Annotated in this window: 17 protein-coding genes and 1 tRNA gene; 5 read left to right on the top strand and 13 right to left on the bottom strand. The window is 67.7% G+C overall.

Annotation, left to right across the window (positions count from 1 at the left end; genetic code table 11):
• Positions 1-4: 4 nt before the first annotated feature.
• Positions 5-985, bottom strand: coding sequence for a TerC family protein (locus ACT86A_RS06755; RefSeq protein ID WP_445091116.1), 981 nt, complete (start codon positions 983-985; stop codon positions 5-7).
• A gap of 588 nt (positions 986-1,573) precedes the next feature.
• On the opposite strand from ACT86A_RS06755, the gene ACT86A_RS06750 reads away from it, so the two are divergent.
• Positions 1,574-1,650 (top strand) — tRNA-Leu (locus tag ACT86A_RS06750).
• Positions 1,651-1,662: 12 nt separating this feature from the next.
• Here ACT86A_RS06750 and ACT86A_RS06745 read toward each other — a convergent pair.
• Positions 1,663-4,233, bottom strand: coding sequence for a DNA translocase FtsK (locus tag ACT86A_RS06745; protein ID WP_445091115.1), 2,571 nt, complete (start codon positions 4,231-4,233; stop codon positions 1,663-1,665).
• 325 nt (positions 4,234-4,558) lie between these two features.
• On the opposite strand from ACT86A_RS06745, the gene ACT86A_RS06740 reads away from it, so the two are divergent.
• Complete coding sequence (locus tag ACT86A_RS06740) at positions 4,559-4,939, top strand: DUF4189 domain-containing protein (RefSeq protein ID WP_445091114.1); 381 nt, start codon at positions 4,559-4,561, stop codon at positions 4,937-4,939.
• 29 nt (positions 4,940-4,968) lie between these two features.
• Positions 4,969-5,526, top strand: coding sequence for a WKL family lipoprotein (locus tag ACT86A_RS06735; protein WP_445091113.1), 558 nt, complete (start codon positions 4,969-4,971; stop codon positions 5,524-5,526).
• Positions 5,527-5,592: 66 nt separating this feature from the next.
• On the opposite strand, the gene ACT86A_RS06730 is transcribed toward ACT86A_RS06735, so the two are convergent.
• Both ACT86A_RS06730 and dapA read right to left on the bottom strand, forming a co-directional pair.
• Positions 5,593-7,566 carry a ribonuclease J gene (locus ACT86A_RS06730; RefSeq protein ID WP_445091112.1) on the bottom strand — a complete coding sequence of 658 codons (1,974 nt, stop codon included), beginning with the start codon at positions 7,564-7,566 and terminating at the stop codon, positions 5,593-5,595.
• On the bottom strand, positions 7,563-8,471 hold the full coding sequence (gene dapA / locus ACT86A_RS06725) for a 4-hydroxy-tetrahydrodipicolinate synthase (RefSeq protein ID WP_445091111.1): 909 nt from the start codon (positions 8,469-8,471) through the stop codon (positions 7,563-7,565). The genes ACT86A_RS06730 and dapA overlap by 4 nt, the downstream gene beginning before the upstream one ends.
• Before the next feature lie 148 nt (positions 8,472-8,619).
• Here dapA and ACT86A_RS06720 point away from each other — a divergent pair, with 148 nt between their 5' ends.
• Complete coding sequence (locus ACT86A_RS06720; protein ID WP_445091110.1) at positions 8,620-9,063, top strand: hypothetical protein; 444 nt, start codon at positions 8,620-8,622, stop codon at positions 9,061-9,063.
• A 26-nt stretch (positions 9,064-9,089) separates the two neighbouring features.
• Here the strand turns inward: ACT86A_RS06720 and ACT86A_RS06715 are convergent, their stop codons facing one another.
• From ACT86A_RS06715 to ACT86A_RS06680, 8 genes are all read right to left on the bottom strand, one after another.
• Entirely contained in the window at positions 9,090-10,289 is a 1,200-nt protein-coding gene (locus tag ACT86A_RS06715; protein ID WP_445091109.1) for a winged helix-turn-helix domain-containing protein, read from the bottom strand.
• Between the two features lie 76 nt (positions 10,290-10,365).
• On the bottom strand, positions 10,366-10,821 hold the full coding sequence (locus ACT86A_RS06710) for a hypothetical protein (RefSeq protein ID WP_445091331.1): 456 nt from the start codon (positions 10,819-10,821) through the stop codon (positions 10,366-10,368).
• A gap of 19 nt (positions 10,822-10,840) precedes the next feature.
• Positions 10,841-11,005, bottom strand: coding sequence for a hypothetical protein (locus ACT86A_RS06705; RefSeq protein WP_445091108.1), 165 nt, complete (start codon positions 11,003-11,005; stop codon positions 10,841-10,843).
• On the bottom strand, positions 11,002-11,556 hold the full coding sequence (locus tag ACT86A_RS06700; RefSeq protein ID WP_445091107.1) for a DUF4238 domain-containing protein: 555 nt from the start codon (positions 11,554-11,556) through the stop codon (positions 11,002-11,004). Before ACT86A_RS06700 ends, ACT86A_RS06705 begins: the two co-directional genes overlap by 4 nt.
• Before the next feature lie 32 nt (positions 11,557-11,588).
• Positions 11,589-12,044, bottom strand: coding sequence for a flavodoxin family protein (locus ACT86A_RS06695; protein WP_445091106.1), 456 nt, complete (start codon positions 12,042-12,044; stop codon positions 11,589-11,591).
• A gap of 19 nt (positions 12,045-12,063) precedes the next feature.
• The gene (locus tag ACT86A_RS06690; protein WP_445091105.1) at positions 12,064-12,564 is read right to left on the bottom strand and encodes a hypothetical protein; all 501 of its coding nucleotides are present in this window, start codon (positions 12,562-12,564) and stop codon (positions 12,064-12,066) included.
• Positions 12,565-12,694: 130 nt separating this feature from the next.
• Entirely contained in the window at positions 12,695-13,441 is a 747-nt protein-coding gene (gene dapB, locus ACT86A_RS06685) for a 4-hydroxy-tetrahydrodipicolinate reductase (RefSeq protein ID WP_445091104.1), read from the bottom strand.
• A 505-nt stretch (positions 13,442-13,946) separates the two neighbouring features.
• Positions 13,947-15,059 (bottom strand): alcohol dehydrogenase catalytic domain-containing protein, encoded by a 1,113-nt coding sequence (locus ACT86A_RS06680; protein WP_445091103.1) that lies wholly within the window; start codon positions 15,057-15,059, stop codon positions 13,947-13,949.
• A 379-nt stretch (positions 15,060-15,438) separates the two neighbouring features.
• Here ACT86A_RS06680 and ACT86A_RS06675 point away from each other — a divergent pair, with 379 nt between their 5' ends.
• Positions 15,439-15,828: a VOC family protein gene (locus ACT86A_RS06675; RefSeq protein ID WP_445091330.1), complete on the top strand. Its 390-nt coding sequence runs from the start codon at positions 15,439-15,441 to the stop codon at positions 15,826-15,828.
• Between the two features lie 366 nt (positions 15,829-16,194).
• Here ACT86A_RS06675 and ACT86A_RS06670 read toward each other — a convergent pair whose 3' ends face one another.
• Positions 16,195-16,683 carry an FBP domain-containing protein gene (locus ACT86A_RS06670; RefSeq protein WP_445091102.1) on the bottom strand — a complete coding sequence of 163 codons (489 nt, stop codon included), beginning with the start codon at positions 16,681-16,683 and terminating at the stop codon, positions 16,195-16,197.
• Positions 16,684-16,936 lie beyond the last annotated feature (253 nt).

The raw sequence follows: 16,936 nt of genomic DNA, 5'->3' as shown, positions 1-16,936 counted from the left end.
TCCGCTAGCGGCCGACGCGGGCGCGCGTCCGGAGCAGGCTCGCGACCGTGGCGATGATCAGGATGGCGAGGATGACGCCCAGCGAGACCGGCGTAGAGATCTCCGGTACCGTGACGTGCTCGCCACCGTTGATGAACGGCAACGTGTTCTCGTGCAGTGCGTGCAGCACCAGCTTCGCACCGATGAACGCGAGGATGGCCGCCAAGCCGTAGGACAGGTAAACCAGCCGGTCGAGCAGCCCGCCGATCAGGAAGTACAGCTGCCGCAACCCCATGAGCGCGAAAGCGTTCGCGGTGAACACGAGGTAGGGCTGCTCGGTCAGGCCGTAGATGGCCGGGATGGAGTCCAGCGCGAACAGCAGGTCGGCGAATCCGATGGCCAGCAGCGCCAGCAGCAGCGGCGTACCCGCGCGACGTCCGTCGATCCTGGTCACCAGCTTGTCGCCGTCGTATTCGTCGGTGGTCGGCAGGATCCGCTTGGTCAGCGCGACGATTCGGCTGTCGCGCTTCTCCTCGGCCTCGACTTCGTGGCCGGTCTCCCGCATCAGCTTGACCGCGGTGTAGACGAGGAAGAACCCGAAAAGATAGAAGACCCAGCTGAAGGCGCTGATCGCGGCCGCACCGACGCCGATGAAGATACCGCGCATCACCAACGCGATCACGATGCCGATCAGCAGTGCCTTCTGCTGGTAGATGCGCGGCACCGCGAAACTGGACATGATGATCAGGAACACGAACAGGTTGTCCACCGAGAGCGCCTTCTCGGTGACGAAGCCGGCGTAGTACTCCCCCGCGTAGGTCGAGCCCCACTGCCAGGCGACTACGCCGCCGAAGGCCAGCGCCAGTCCGATGTAGACCGCGGACCAGAACCCGGATTCCCGGAACGTCGGCTCGTGCGGAGTGCGGACGTGTGCGAAGAAGTCGAAGACGAACAGTCCGAGGATCACCGCGATGGTGATCACCCATTCGAGTGCGGTTACGTGCATGCGGCGCGCCGATCGGCAGGGAAAGTCATGACGTCCATAATGCCCGATTTGTCCGTTACATCTAGTTAACGGGGTGGTTGCGGAACATGATTCCACATCGGCTACCGCGGCTGGTCATGGCACAGCTCGTCGAGCCCTCGATGCCGAACTGCACCCCTGAAGCAGGCGAACCGAAACGGGCGAGCCCGTGCGCACGCTGGACAATCCGGTACGCGGTGAGCCGCTTCCCGGTAGGCCCCACGAACTGAACGGCGCGCGGGGCGCCGCCGAAAGCGGTTCACAAGAGCAGAACGGATGTTACCTTTCGATAGCGACGAAGATCACAGGAAAGGCGACGACGATGATCGAGGCGGTTCGGCGACAGGTGTCACCGAGCGCTGCCCGGCGTCCGCGCGCCCGTACTGCGCTATCCGCCTCGCCCGTCCCGGGTTGGCGGATGATCGTGCGGAGCGGCCCCTGAACGTGTCTTTCACAACGACCCGTGCGGACAGGGGCCACCCGGCGGCAAATCGCCGAGGGTTGGCCCTTTTTCGTGCACCCGGACGTAGCTCGGTTGGTAGGGCGGGGTGATCCGCGCCCGACCGCCGATCCCTCGTGGCCCAACAGGCAGAGGCGCCGGATCTAGATTCCGGTAGATGCGAGTTCGAATCTCGCCGAGGGAACCATCGTGCGCCGGATCACTCCTGCGGCTCGGACGGCGCGCCACCGCCGCGGATCGACCAGAGCAACCCTTCCAGCTCATCGGGTTTGACCAGCACGTCACGCGCCTTGGAACCTTCGCTCGGGCCGACCACGCCCCGGGTCTCCATGAGATCCATCAGCCGCCCGGCTTTGGCGAAGCCGACACGCAGCTTGCGCTGGAGCATGGAGGTCGACCCGAACTGAGAGGTGACCACCAGTTCCACAGCCTGCAGGAAGACGTCGAGGTCGTCGCCGATATCGGGGTCGACATCCTTCTTCTCGCCCGCCTTGGCCGCGGTCACGCCCTCTTGGTAATCGGGCTCGGCCTGGTTCTTGGTGAAGTCGACGACACCGTGGATCTCCTCGTCGCTGATGAACGCACCCTGCAGACGAGTCGGCTTGCCCGCGCCCATCGGCAGGAACAATCCGTCACCCATGCCGATCAGCTTCTCGGCGCCGGGCTGGTCGAGGATAACCCGCGAGTCGGTCAGCGACGAGGTCGCGAACGCCAGCCGCGAGGGCACGTTGGTCTTGATCAGACCGGTCACCACGTCCACGGACGGACGCTGCGTGGCGAGCACGAGATGGATGCCTGCCGCACGGGCCTTCTGCGTGATGCGCACGATCGCGTCTTCCACGTCGCGCGGTGCGGTCATCATCAGGTCGGCCAGTTCGTCGACGATGGCGAGGATGTATGGGTAGGGCCGGTAGACCCGCTCGCTGCCCAGCGGCGCGGTGATCGCGCCCGACTTGACCTTCTTGTTGAAGTCGTCGATATGGCGAACTTTGTTGGCCTGCATGTCCTGATAGCGCTGCTCCATCTCCTCGACCAGCCAGGCCAGCGCGGCGGCGGCCTTCTTCGGCTGGGTGATGATGGGCGTGATCAGGTGTGGAATGCCCTCGTAGGGGGTCAGTTCCACCATCTTCGGATCGATCAGGATCATCCTGACCTCATCCGGCGTCGCCCGTTGCAGCAGCGACACCAGCATCGAGTTCACAAAACTCGACTTGCCGGAACCGGTCGAGCCCGCGACCAGCAGATGCGGCATCTTGGCCAGGTTCGCCGAGACGAACTCACCCTCGATGTTCTTGCCGAGACCGATCACCAGCGGGTGGTGGTCGGTGCGAGTGGCCGGTGACTTGAGCACGTCGGCCAGCCGGACCAGCTCGCGATCGGCATTGGGCACCTCGATGCCGACGGCCGACTTACCCGGGATCGGCGCGAGCAGCCGGACATTCTCCGTCGCGACGGCGTAGGCGATGTTGCGGGCCAGCGCGGTGATCTTCTCGACCTTCACGCCGGGCCCTAGTTCGACCTCGTAGCGGGTGACGGTCGGGCCGCGCACAAAACCGGTGACCGCCGCGTCGATCTTGAACTGCACCAGCACCTCGGTGATCGCCTCGATCATCGATTCGTTGGCGGCGCTGCGCTTCTTGGGCGGGTCGCCGTCGGTCAGCAGCGACAGCGGCGGAAGCATGTAGTCGCCTTCGACTTCGCGGTCGGCGACGAATTCCAGTTGTTGCGGCGGCGGTGGGGTCTGGTCCTCGACTGCCGCGGCCGGACGCTGCTTCTTCGGCTTCGGCTTCGGCGCCGGTTCCTCGACCGCGATCGGCTTGGCGTCGCGCAGCGGCGGTTCGCCGAGCATCTCGGTGACCGCTTCGGGATCGCCGAACTCATCGGGCGGATAGTTCTCGGCGGGCGTGCGCCCACGCCGCTTCGTGCCGGAGCGGTGCACCGGGAAACCGTCGGCGTCGTAGTGGGCCGGATCGTAGTCACGGAAGTCGCCGGGTTCGTCGTCCCCGCGCTCGGCGCCGAAGTATCCACGCAGTTTGTCGGGGACCTCGCGCACCGTCGTACCCGTCACCAGCAGCAGGCCGAAGATTATGGCCAGCAACAGGATCGGCACCGCGAGCCAGGCGGTCAAGCCGTTGGTCAACGGCCCGCCTACGACGAAGCCGACGAAACCCGCTGCGCGGGAACGCCCGTGCGCGTCGGTGGGCGCGCCCGCCGCGACGTGCCACAAACCCAGCATCGGCAGACCGATCAGCAGCCCACCGAGGACCAGTCGCGGCCGGATCTCCGGTCGCGGTTCGGTACGCATCAAGACAACGGCGATTCCGGAGGCCACGAACGGCACTGCGGCCGAGACCGATCCACAGATCGCCCGGATGACGTCCTCGGTCCAGCGACCGACCGGCCCGCCCGCCGTCAGCCACACCGCCGCCGCGATCACGGCGCTCAACGCGATCAGGGCCAGCGCGATGCCGTCGCGCCGATGTCCGTGTTCGATCTCCCCGGCCCGGCTCAACGTCCGGGTGGTCGCGCCGAGGCCGCGGGCCAGCATGGTCCAGCCGCTACTGATACCGCGACCGATCACCGTCAGCGGCGCCGTGTTCGAGGTGGCGCGGACCGGACGCCGGGTCCGTGTGGTGCGGCGGGACGCCGCGGGCGTGCGGGTCGCCGCCCCGCGCGGCGTGGCCGTGCGAGACCGCGGCGTAGTGGTCCTCCCCCGGGCCGATCCCGCCCGCGCCCGAGTCGTCGTGGTGCTGCGGGACTTACCTGCCATGGCCCCAGGCTAGCTTGTTCTGACCCTTCCGGTCTTCAGGCCGGACGAGTCCGGTGGCGCGGGATTCGCGTTCAGACGCTATCTCACGGCGAGCCGCAGTGTGTGGATCAGGACAAGTGGGGGACCTGCCGACCGTCGCTACTGTGGCGTCGCTCGAGTATCCAGCGCTCGAGACGCACGGTCTGCGTACCACATGGCACAGACCGCACGGTCCGTTTACCCCCATGCCGGGAAATCGCTAGTTGGCGCAACGAGAGTCGGCTCGGTACCTTGTCTTTCGGTCCATCGGGTCGTGGACCTAATGACAAGAAGGGGCAAAACCTCCGTGAAGAAGTTTGCTACCGGTGTTGCCGCACTGGCGGCGGCGGGTACCGCGCTGGCCGTCAGCGCGCCCGCGGCGCACGCCTACACCGACAACTACGGTGCCATCGCACTGTCCACCTCCACCGGATTGATCGGGTACTCCTACGACTATCCGGATTCGGCCAGCGCCCGGCGGCGTGCCGTGAGTTCCTGCGGCGTCGGCGACTGCAGCACAGTGGTGTGGTTCCGCAACGGCTGCGGCGCCGTGGCGTACTCCTCCGGCACCGGCACCTGGAGCTGGGGGTACGCGTCGTCGCGGCGCAGTGCGCAGGGCCAAGCCCTGTTGCGCAACGATTCCGACGCCTACATCGTGCATTGGAACTGCACGTCCAACCACGGCTGACGCCCGGTATTCGAGTCGAAGGAACCATCGTGAAGCATCGCATTTTCCGGACTGCCGTGGCCGTCGTCCTCACCGCAGCGGCCTGCTCGCTGACTGCCTGCGCCTCGGGCAAGGACTCCTCGTCCCCGAGTACCAGCGCCAACCCGAGCCACGCGGCCGGCGCCTTGGAAGGTGGCTCGGACAAGGGCGACAAGGAGGCCGGCTCGGCGCCGACCACGCCCTCCTCGCCCGCACTGGCCAAGCCCTCCGCGCAGCAACTGAACGAGCGGCTGCAGAAGGCGTTCGATCCCAACGTGCCCGACGCGGAGAAGATCAGCTGGATCCAGGCCGCCGAGCAGGATCCCTATCTGGTCGCCAACCTCGTCGACGCCGCGAAGAAGCAGAAGGTCACCGTCGAGGTCACCAACGTGGGTGACCCGAAGGACGGCAAGCTCAAGGCCGACGCCAAGGTCACCATCGATAACACCCCGGTGGACAACGCGTTCATCCAGTTCGTCTCCGAGGGCGGCCAGTGGAAAGTTGATCACACCTTCGCCTGCAATATCGTCAAGAGCGCGAAGATCGAGTCCGCGGCCTGCCAGGAGTGACCCCGCGCGAGTGAACGAATGCGCCGGATAGCTGGGCTATCCGGCGCATTCGCAGTTTTCGCCGGATCAGACGCCGATCACCGTCGGCACGATCATCGGACGACGCCGATAGGTCTCGGCCACCCAGCGCCCGACCACACGCCGCACGCTCTGCGCGATCCGATGGGTGTCGGTGACGCCCTCGCCCGCCAGCCGCAGCAACTCGACCTCCACCAGTTCTGCCGCGTCCCGCAGCGCGGTCGGATCATCGGAGAAGCCGCGCCCGCTGAGTTCGGGCGTGCTGACCGCCTTGCCGGTGGTCTCGTCGATCGCGACGGTGATCGCGATGAAACCGCCCTCGCCGAGCACCAGGCGGTCCGACAGCGTCGACTCACCGACATCGCCCACCGACAGCCCGTCGACGTACACGTGCCCGACCGGCACGCGGCCGACGATCGAGGCGATGCCGTCGACCAGATCCACCACTACGCCGTCTTCCGCGAGCACCACCCGATCCTCGGGGACACCGGTCGCGACCGCCAACGCGGCGTTCGCACGCAGATGGCGCCACTCACCGTGCACCGGCATCGCATTGGTCGGCCGCACCGCGTTGTACAGGTACAGCAGCTCACCCGCGGACGCGTGCCCGGAGACGTGCACCTTGGCGTTCTGCTGGGTGATCACCGTGGCACCCAACCGGGCCAGGCCGTTCACTACGGCATACACGGAGTTCTCGTTACCGGGGATGAGCGAGGAGGCCAGCACCACCAGATCGTCGGCACGAATGTTGATCTGCCGATGTTCACCCCGCGCCATCCGCGACAGCGCCGACAGGGGCTCGCCCTGCGACCCGGTCGAGATCAACACCAGGCGATGCGCGGGCAGCGTCGCGGCGACGTCGAGATCGACGACAACGCCGTCCGGCACAGTCAAGTAGCCGAGGTCCTGCGCGATCTGCATGTTGCGGACCATCGAGCGCCCGATGAAGCACACACGCCGCCCATACTTCTGAGCCACATCGACGACCTGCTGGATGCGATGCACGTGGCTGGCGAACGACGCGACGATCACCCGGCTGGCGGCCTTGCCGATCACCGTGTCCAGTACGCCGCCGATCTCGCGTTCCGGCGTGACGAACCCGGGGACCTCCGCGTTGGTCGAGTCCACCAGGAACAGGTCGACGCCTTCGTCGCCGAGCCGGGAGAATCCGGCCAGGTCGGTGAGCCGTCCGTCCAGGGGCAGCTGATCGAGCTTGATATCGCCGGTGTGCAGGGCGACGCCGGCGGGCGTGCGGATCGCGACGGCGATCGCGTCGGGAATGGAGTGATTGACCGCGAAGTACTCGCAGCCGAACGGGCCGTGCGTGGTGTGCTGGCCCTCTTCCACCTCGACCAGCTTCGGGTGCTGGCGATGCTCCCGGCATTTCGCGGCGACCAACGCGAGAGTGAACTTCGAGCCGACGACCGGAATATCCGGCCGCAGCCGCAGCAGGAACGGCACCGCGCCGATGTGGTCTTCGTGACCGTGGGTGAGCACGACCGCGACCACGTCGTCCACCCGGTGCTCGATGGGACGGAAGTCGGGCAGGATCAGGTCGACGCCGGGTTGCTGGTCCTCCGGGAACAGCACGCCGCAGTCGACGATCAGCAGCTTGCCGCCGTACTCGAAAACCGTCATGTTGCGGCCGATCTCGCCGATGCCGCCGAGCGCGAACACGCGCAGGCCGTTCTGGGGCAGGGCGGGCGGAACGCCGAGACGGTCGTGCGTGGCGATCGGAGCCGCCGGTGGTGGCGGCGCCTCGGCCCGCCGCCCGCCGGCGGAAGCACGTCCACGACGCCGGGACGCCGCTTCCCGGGCCCGGGGTTCCGATCTCGCCTGCGCGGGCTTGGTCGGCTCCGCCTGGACGATCGTTTCGGGCTCCCCCGTCACCTCGACGGGCTCGGCCGCGCGCGGTTCGACCGGTTTCTGTGGTGCGGGCGGCGGCGTCGGCTCGGCCGGGGCGGGCGCCCCCGCCGGGCGGGCTGCGCTGCGGCGGGGACGACGGGCCAGAGGCTCACTCACGACACCACCCCGACTGTCCGTAGATCGGTAGCCAATACGTCCAACTCCTCGGTAGTGGGCATCAACTGCGGTAGCCGCGGCTCGCCGACCTCTACCCCGAGCAGGCGCAGTCCGCCCTTGCACATCGCGACACCACCCAGCCGGGCCATCGCGGCGTGCAACGGCAGCAGCGTGGCGTTGATCTCGCGGGCGCGCACCACCTCACCCGCGGTATACGCCGCCAGCAGCGCACGCAGCCGGTCCGGGACGAGATGCCCGATGACACTGATGAATCCGGCAGCGCCGACCGACAACCACGGGAGGTTGAGCGCGTCGTCGCCGGAGTAGAAGGTCAGGCCAGTGCTCGCGATGAGCTCCGCACCCATGTTCAGGTCGCCCTTGGCGTCCTTGACCGCGACGATGCGCGGGTGCTCGGCGAGCTTACGGATGGTGTCCGCGGCGATCGGCACCACCGACCGGCCCGGGATGTCGTACAGGGTGACCGGCAGATCGGTGGCGTCGGCGACCGCGGTGAAGTGGGCGATCAGGCCCGCTTGGGTCGGCCGGGAGTAGTACGGCGTCACCACGAGCAATCCGTGCGCACCCGCGCGTTGCGCGCTGCGCGCGAGTTCGATCGAGTGCGCGGTGTCGTAGGTGCCCGCGCCCGCGATCACGGTCGCGCGCTCGCCGACCGCGTCGACGACGGCACGCAGCAGATCGGCCTTCTCGGACTCGGTGGTGGTCGGCGATTCGCCGGTGGTTCCGGAGATCGCGAGCAGGTCGACGCCGCGCTCGACCAGGTGGACCGCGAGCGCGACCCCAGCATCGACGTCGAGCTTGCCGTCGGCGCTGAAGGGGGTCACCATCGCGACACCTACCGTGCCGGACGCACGCAGCTCCGTTGGCGTCGATTCACCGTTCGTCATGGTCAAAAAGGCTACCCGGTCGCAGACACACCCTCGACACCCTCGTCGGCGATCGGGCCGCAACGGTAGCGCGTTCGCTCCTCGACCACCGCAGGGTGATGTCACCTTCACCCTTGCCTGACATCGCGAATGACGTCACACTGGTGTCATGGATTTGGACAAATACACCGGACAGCTGCGCGAGAACCTGCTCGCCGCCGCGACGCTCGGCGACGAGAAGACGCAGGCCACCGCGGCAGCGCTGGCCGCCGCGACCGACAGTTCGGCTCGGTTGGTGTTGCTCGCCGCCCTGTCCGAGCTCGCCGCGGAGGTCAGCTCGGCACTCGGGGATCGCACCGTGCACGTGTCGGTCGACGGTACCGACGCCTGCGTCGATGTGCGCAAAACCACGGCGACCGACGAGCCGCCGACATTCGAGGAGATGACCGGAGACATCAGCCGGGTCACGCTGCGGCTCGTCGAGCAGATGAAGGCGCGTGCCGAAGAGGCTGCCGCACAGAGCGGTCAGTCACTGAACTCCTGGCTGTCGAGTGCCGTGCACGGCGCGCTGCGCGACCAGATGCGCGGCTACGGGCCGAAGCGCGACGCCTGAATCCGGCCACACCGCGGCCCGACTCGCTACAGCAATGCGGCGAGATCGCCCCGGTCGCCGATCACCACGTCGTCGAGTTCGAGCCAGTCGGCCAGTTCCTGCAGCACGCCGGTGAGCGCACCGGCGGTGGCCGCGGTGCCGTACCCGGGTTCGGCGAACGCGGCCGGTACCCACAGCCGACCGGTGGCGCGTTCCGCGCGCAGGTCGACACGGCCGACGAGCTCCCCGTCGAGCAGGAACGGGAAGACGTAATAGCCGTGCACCCGTTTGTGTTCCGGCGTGTAGATCTCGATGCGGTAGTGGAAGTCGAAGATCCGTTCGGTGCGGGCGCGGAAGAAGATCAGCGGATCGAACGGGCACAACAGGGCGGCGCCGTCGACGCGGCGCGGGGTGGGCGCCCCGGCCCGCAGATAGGCCGGTCTATCCCAGCCCGCCACCTGCACCGGGATCAACTCGCCCGCGTCCACCAGATCGGCGATGGCCGGCTCGGTCTGGCTGCGTTGCAGACGGTAGTAGTCGCGCAGGTCCGCCTCGGTGCCGATGCCGTGCGCCGTGGCCGCCCGAAGCACCAGCTCGCGGACCGCGTCCTGCTCGGAAACGTCGCGCGCCAGCACATCCGGCGGGATCACCCGCTCCGTGAGGTCGTAATGCCTGGTGAACCCGACACGAGTCGCCACCGACAACGCGCCGGCGGCGAAGAGCTGTTCACAGATCATCTTGGTGTCGCTGTGATTCCACCAGGATCCCTTGGCCCGCGGTTCGTCCAGCTCGAGATGACGCTCGATCTCGCCGGCGGTGGCCGCCCCCACCTCGGTGAGCACGTCCAGGATGTCCTTGCCCAAGGTGGGATTGCGTTCCACCACCTTGCGCATGCCCGACCAGCGCCCGTATTCGTACCGCCGCATCCGCCAGCGCAGCAGCGGCCAGTCCTCGACCGGGATGAGCGCGGCCTCATGCGCCCAGTACTCGACGAGCGCCCGCGCCCGCCGCCCGCCGTTACTCCACGCGGCTTGATCCAGCAGGGTGCGATCGTACGGCCCGATTCGGCTGAACACCGGTGCGTAATGTGCTCGCACCACCGCCGACACCGAATCCAGCTGCAGCAGCCGCGTTCTGTCCAGCACCCCCAATACCGACCGGCGCGTAGCCCGCCCGGGCTTACGTCCCCCGAAACCCTGTGCCGCCAACGCCGTTCGGCGTGCCGCCGCCGCACCCATCTTTCGCATGAAACGAACCATGCCATCGGACACCGACAGAGTCTTTCGGCTGCGCTTCCGGTAGCACCTGTCCGGCCTCGCGTAGCTACGGTCCTACCACCCCGATGGTCGAGCCCAGCGCACGGGCGTCGGACTCCTCGCGCCGGCCGACCAGCAACTCCGCGCTGTCGGTGAGCTGCCAGATCAACCGGCCGCCCCAATGCCCGACCGGCTGCCCGGCTCCGTGCCGCCGGTATTCGTCCAGCCGCTTACGCAGGCCCCGACGACCGGAGGCACCCACGTTTGCCTTCCCGATGTAGACCACGGGTTCGTTTGCTACCCAGGATGATTGAAGCTCGGCGAGCGGCACCGATGGATCTTTGCCCTTGAACCAACCGGCGGGGCTTTCGGCCCGGAAGGCGGGCGGTGTGAGCGCTGGCCGTGTGATCACATAGACCCCAGGCCCGGCAGGAACCTCGCTCGCTGGTAGCTCGGCGAATGGAACGAATCCGGTGAACCCCACCAACGGGAACGGCATGGTCGCCATGATGCCGCAAGTCACCGACAAGCAAAGATTCGAGTCAGCCGTGCCAGCGGCAGCCGTAGAGCCGCCGCTCCTCGTCCTCGATGCGCTCGCGAATGCCGTCCACTGATCGGTCACGCGGGATTCGCTCCGGCCACAACATCGCCCAGAGCCACACCGCCAGCGGCAGGCCGACCGCAACCACCCACAGCACCGCGATCACCGCGCCGCCCTACGAGGTCCCCAGAGACACAGCAGGCCGCGACAGACAGCGATCAACAGGCGCTCGTCCACCGGGGTTTGCTCCACGGCTACGAGAGCGGCAACCACGTCGGCGTGGAGCTCCACGAACTCGGCCATCGGGACCGGCCAGCCGTCCGCGCCGACCACCTCCCAGGTTCCATCCGCGACGTTGTCACGCCCGGTTACCTCGACCTTCAAGCGCGCGATATGGGCCGCAAGGTATTCCATCGACCGGCGATGGTCTGGTCCGCGCAAATACTGCACCGCCAAGAACATGGCGAGAGTCACGCGCTGTTCCTCCGACAACGGCCAATCGCCAGCTTCGATCGCCCGGAAACAGTCGCTTCCCTCCAGATCTGACAGCGCCTTCTCGAACACATCCGACCCGTCAGGATGGCCATCGATTGAGTAGAAGTGGTTGATAGCTGCGGATTTGTCGATGGACTGCGTGTAGGTCTTTTCACCCGGCAGCCGGACTGTTGTAATCCACGCACGATGGTCTGCGAACCCTCGCAGGTAGAACTTCGGCACCGTGTGGTGCAGCTTCCTCACATCACCCACAGCTAATCCCCCATCAACTGCGCCGCGATGGTCGCGCCGAGTTCCCAGCACGCTTCGAGGTCGTCCTTGGACGGCTTGCCGGACACCACCACGTACTCGGCCGCCTTCACCCACCCGAGCCCGGTGGTGATCGAGGTGACGCCCTTCTCCGCACCCTCGGTGCCCTCGTTGCCGTGGAAGTACGCCCCGAACGGCCGCCCTCGGGTCGAATCGAGGCAGGGGTAGTAAATGACATCCAGCCCATGTTTCAGGCCGCCGCTCATGTACCCGAGGTTGGCCGGGGTGCCGAGCACGTACCCGTCGGCCTCCAGCACGTCGGTCGGCGACAGCGACAGGGCTGCGCGGCGCACCACCTGCACACCTTCGATCTCGGGGTCGGTGGCCCCGGAGACGACGGCCTCGAACATCGCCTGCAGGAACGGCGACGGCGTGTGATGGATGATCAGCAACCGGGCCATCTTGCGATGGTATCGGCGATCAGGTGGTGTCGCGCTCGTGCCGTTCCAGCGCGACCGCGCGGCGCATGGTCTCGCGGGCTCTGGTCCGATCGCCCGCGTAATCGTAGGCACGCGCGAGGCGATAGGAGACCCGCCAGTTGTCCGGGTCGGCTTCCCATTCGGCCTTGACCGTCGCGAACAGCTCGTCGGCGGCCGCACGTTCGATGCGACCGGAGGGAAGCCGCGGCAACTGGGCAGTGTCCAGCTCGAGACCCTCGTCGTGAATGCGCCGCGCCAGATGCTGATGCGCCAGCGCCGCGCGCACGGTGGCCACGACGATCCAGACACCCAGTAGGGGCAGGATCAGCACACCGACGCCGATCACGATCGCCGCCACGTCGCCGGAACCGATCAGGCTCAACGCGATTCGGCCGAGCAGCAGGAAATAGAAGCCCAGGACCAGCACGAGCGCCCCGATCAAGGCGACGACCTTGACGACTTCGGCGCCGCCTTTCGGATCGGCCGGTTGCGCGCTGCTCACGACCGCGCCTCGCCGGGACTCGGCTTCATCGCGCGCACCTGCGCGCACTCTCCTCGGGTCGCGCGCCCACGATCGCCTCCGTCACAAGCGAAGGCTCGGCGGCGTCCACCGTTCCCGCGCAGATGCTCGCTCACAGGTCCAAGAACGGATCGAGTCCGACGGTCAGGCCCGGACGGTTCGCGATATCGCGCACCGCGAGCAGTACACCAGGCGCGAAAGACGAGCGGTCGATCGAGTCGTGCCGGATGGTCAGGGTCTCACCCTGAGTGCCGAACAGCACCTCTTGGTGGGCGACGAGACCGGTCAGCCGCACCGAGTGCACCCGGACCCCGTCCACGTCCGCGCCGCGCGCGCCCTCGAGTTCGGTCGTCGTCGCATCGGGGCTGCCGCCCACACCCGCCTTGTCCCTGGCCGCGGCGATCAGGCCCGCGGTGCGGTAGGCGGTGCCCGAGGGTGCGTCCGCCTTGTTCGGGTGGTGCAGTTCGATGACTTCGACCGACTCGAAGAACCGGGCGGCCTGCTCGGCGAAACGCATGGACAGCACCGCGCCGATAGCGAAGTTCGGTGCGATCAGCACGCCGACCTCCGGTCGGCCGGCCAGCCGGCCGCGCACCTCCGCGAGCCGGGACTCGTCGAACCCGGTGGTGCCGACCACCGCGTGAATGCCGTGCTCCACCAGGAATTCCAGGTTCCCCATCACCACGTCGGGGTGGGTGAAGTCGACAACAACCTGGGTGTTCGCCGCGGTGAACAGGTCGAGCGAATCGCCCTTGCCGACTTCCGCGACCAATTCCAGGTCATCCGCCGCCGTCACCGCCGCGCAGATAGCCTGCCCGACTTTGCCACGCGCCCCGAGCACTCCGACTCGAATGGTCACCGCACCTCCTCGTTCCGCCTCGGTCGGTGCCAGCCTAATCGGCGCCGCCGGACGAATCCGTCTGCGGCCCCGCACCGGCCCGATCGAAGCCGCCGGCAGCCGCCGACGAGCGTGTACGCGGGACCAGCCGGTCCGTACACCCACGCCGGGCCGCGTGCCGCTCAGCCATCCGCAAAGCGAGCGCAGCCGGTCCGCACACCCACGCCGGGCAGGACCGGACACCCGACCGCAGCACAGACGCAGCCCGACGAAGTCCGCCTCACAGACCGCGCCGGGCCGAGCGCAGGCGAGGCAGCAGCAGGGTCGCCGATCAGCGCGTCGGCCGCCGCGCGGTTCCGCGCCTGCCCCCGCCGGACGCGACGCCGCCGCCTGAACGCGCGCTGCGGCCATGGCCGCCGCGATGGCGGACCGACTCCCACCGAACGCGCCGACTTCGCACGGCTGCTCGAGCGATTCGTCGACGCGATGGGCCCCGCCGAACAAGCGGCATACCGGGGAGAACGCGTCAGTCGAAGACGATCACCTGGCGTAGGGCGTGACCCGCGGCCAGTTCGTCCATGGCGCCGTTGATGTCCTCGAGACCCACATGCGCCGAGATGAGCCGCTCCACCGGCAGCCGGCCCGACCGCCACATGCGGACGTACTCGGGAATATCGCGCGAGGGCACGGCGGAACCGAGATAACTGCCGACGATCGAACGCCCCTGCGCGACCAACGCCAGCGGCGAGATGCTCGCACGGGCATCGGGAGCGGGCAGCCCGACGGTGACCGTGGTGCCACCGGGCGCGGTCGCTCCCACCGCGGTCTCGAAGGCGCGGATGTTGCCCGCGGCCTCGACCACGATTTCGGCCTGTGCACCGCGCTCGGCGACTTCGGTCGGGGTGTACACCGCATCCGCGCCGAATTGCCTTGCGAGAGCGAGTTTCTCGGGGACAGTGTCCACCGCTGTGACCTCGTGGCCCGCCGCTGCCAACGACACCGCCACCAGAAGGGCCGCCATGCCGACACCACCGAGACCGACGATCATGATCCGGTCGCCGATGCGCGGCTGCGCCGAATTCACCAGGGCGCCACCACCGGTCAGCACGGCGCAGCCGAGTACGGCCGCGACCTCGGGCGGCACGCCGTCGTCGACCGGGACCACCGACCTGCGATCCACCACCGCATGTGTGGCGAAGGCGGACACGCCCAGATGGTGGTGTATTTCGGCGCCGTCGCGGAGCAACCGGCGCCCACCGCCGAGCAGTTCACCCGCGTTGTTGGCGATGCTGCCGGGAACACAGGGCGTGCGGCCCTCGGTCGCACAGCCCGCGCATTCGCCGCAGCGGGGTAAGAAGGTCATCACGACGCGTTGCCCGGGCGCGATATCGCCGCCCCCAGGCCCGACCGACTCGACTCGTCCCGCGGCCTCGTGTCCGAGCAGCATCGGCAGCGGCCGCACCCGGTTGCCGTCCACCACGGACAGGTCGGAATGACACAACCCCGCCGCTTCGATCCGAACCAGCAGCTCCCCAGGGCCCGGTTCGCGCAGCTCCAGCTCGCAGACCGTGATCGGCGCCGATTCAGCGAACGGCGCCGGCGCCGCGATTCGTTCCAGTACCGCGCCACGAATCTTCATCTCGCCACGCTACCGGTGTTCGATTCGCGGCACCGCCGTTCGTCACCGCTATATGAACGCTGCCGGCGCGACCGCCGCTGCTCACCGCGCCCGCAACCGCCTGCGCCGCCCTGGCACAAGCCGAACCGCATACCGGCGACGCTCGGTTCAACTTCGCTCGAAGCGAAGCCGGGCACCCGGCCCGTTTCGTTGCCGCATGCCGACAGCCGACCTAGACGGGATCACGCCGGCGACTCGGCCGTGGACGCGCCTACCACTCGGTCGGGCACTGGCGACACCGCTGGTCAGGTGTTAGCTTGTTCTGCAGTGACGGTGCTCCCGTTGGCCGCCTTGTACCGAGCCCGGGGTCGGGATCGTCACGAATCAGAGGAGCAATCCACTGTCTGTGCAGTTCAACCACACCATTGTCGGTTGCCACAACAACCGTGAGTCCGCCGAATTCTGGGCCGAGATCCTGGGGCTGGAAATCGGATCGCCCTGGGGACCGTTCATTCCGCTTTCCCTGGCCGAGGGCGTCACCTTCGACTTCGCGAACGTGCCGCCGGACCTCGGCGATATCCAGCCCCAGCATTACGCTTTCCTTATCTCCGAGGCCGAGTTCGACGCGGCCTACGACAAGATCCAGCGCTACCGAGTCGATCATTGGGCCGATCCGCGCCGCCAGCGGCCCGGCGAGATCAACCACAACGACGGCGGCCGAGGCGTGTATTTCCGCGACCCCAGTGGTCATTTCCTCGAATTGATCACCGTCCCGTACGGCGGCGTTTGATATCGCTCGAGCGGTTCGCTCCGCGCAGCACTGCCGGCAGACCGCCATCGTGCAGTGCCCGGCCGTCCTCCCGTCACAGGGATGATCTCGCCGCAGTGGCTCGGCCGAAGCCGAACCGATCACCACCGCTGATTCGATTCGGGTACAACGGCTCTCGCAGGGTGAATTCCTCGCCGGATGGGACGGTCCGGGCGGGCCGGGCAGACCCAACCGGCGAGGAACTGTGCGCCACCCCGAGTTCCGTTGCGGTATAGCTCAACTCGGGGTGGCTGCGCCGAGTGGTCGTCGAGTGTCGGCACATGGCATCTACCTCCGTTCGCGCGGGCAGCTCATCGGCTGCACGGTGTCCAGACATCGAAAGGTCGATCAGGCGTAGAGCTTGGCGAGGAACGTGGTCATGTTGTCGCGCACTCGCTCGACCTTCTCCTCGGGCGTGAGATCTTCTCGATAGCGGCTCCCGAGCGCGGGCCGTTTCTTGTTCCGCGCGTAGAGCGAGCAGGCGAGATCGGTGCACATGTAGGTGCCGACCGAATTGCCCCGACGCCCGGATTCCCCCGCCTTGTGCGCGGTCATCAGCGAAACGCCGCCACCGGTGTGCGTGGTCAGGCAGATCGCGCACATCTGTGCCCGGCCGGTGCCGCCGGTGGCATAGCGCAGCGCGACACCGACCAGACGGTCGTCCCGTGGGACCACGAGATATCCCCGACCGGGCAACGACGGATCGCTCCAGCCGAGAAAGTCCAGATCATCCCATGGCCGCTCGCCCAGGTTCCTGGGTACGGGCAGCCGCTGGGCATCGCCTTTCGAACAGTTGACGAACGACGACCGGATGTCGCGTTCGGTGACGGGTTCCATGACCGTTCTCCTTCGGTTGATCGGTGGACAAACCGAAGCGACGTTACGGTCCTGTCCGGGCCCGGACAACGGATTTTCCGGCGAGACCCTGCTAGAGCGTCGACGTGTTGTCGAGTGGCAGCAGCCAGGCGCGGCAGCGGGCTGCAGCGGTGGGTCGCCATCGCCGACCGCCACCTGATGTGCGGCCTCCCACAACTCAGCGATCGCAGTGCTTATGTCGATCCGGCCGAATGTCCACTTGCGCATCGGCGGC

It is taken from the genome of Nocardia glycosmidis (genome assembly GCF_052545115.1).
This window is presented reverse-complemented; position numbering and strand designations above follow the sequence as displayed.

Excerpts from the sequence above, each read along its gene's own strand:
- ACT86A_RS06720 (WP_445091110.1), top strand. The coding sequence starts at position 8,620 with ATGGATTTGGACAAATACACCGGACAGCTGCGCGAGAACCTGCTCGCC.
- ACT86A_RS06695 (WP_445091106.1), bottom strand. The coding sequence starts at position 12,044 with ATGGCCCGGTTGCTGATCATCCATCACACGCCGTCGCCGTTCCTGCAG.
- ACT86A_RS06670 (WP_445091102.1), bottom strand. The coding sequence starts at position 16,683 with ATGGAACCCGTCACCGAACGCGACATCCGGTCGTCGTTCGTCAACTGT.
- dapA (WP_445091111.1), bottom strand. The coding sequence starts at position 8,471 with ATGACGAACGGTGAATCGACGCCAACGGAGCTGCGTGCGTCCGGCACG.
- ACT86A_RS06680 (WP_445091103.1), bottom strand. The coding sequence starts at position 15,059 with ATGAAGATTCGTGGCGCGGTACTGGAACGAATCGCGGCGCCGGCGCCG.
- ACT86A_RS06745 (WP_445091115.1), bottom strand. The coding sequence starts at position 4,233 with ATGGCAGGTAAGTCCCGCAGCACCACGACGACTCGGGCGCGGGCGGGA.
- ACT86A_RS06755 (WP_445091116.1), bottom strand. The coding sequence starts at position 985 with ATGCACGTAACCGCACTCGAATGGGTGATCACCATCGCGGTGATCCTC.
- ACT86A_RS06715 (WP_445091109.1), bottom strand. The coding sequence starts at position 10,289 with ATGCGAAAGATGGGTGCGGCGGCGGCACGCCGAACGGCGTTGGCGGCA.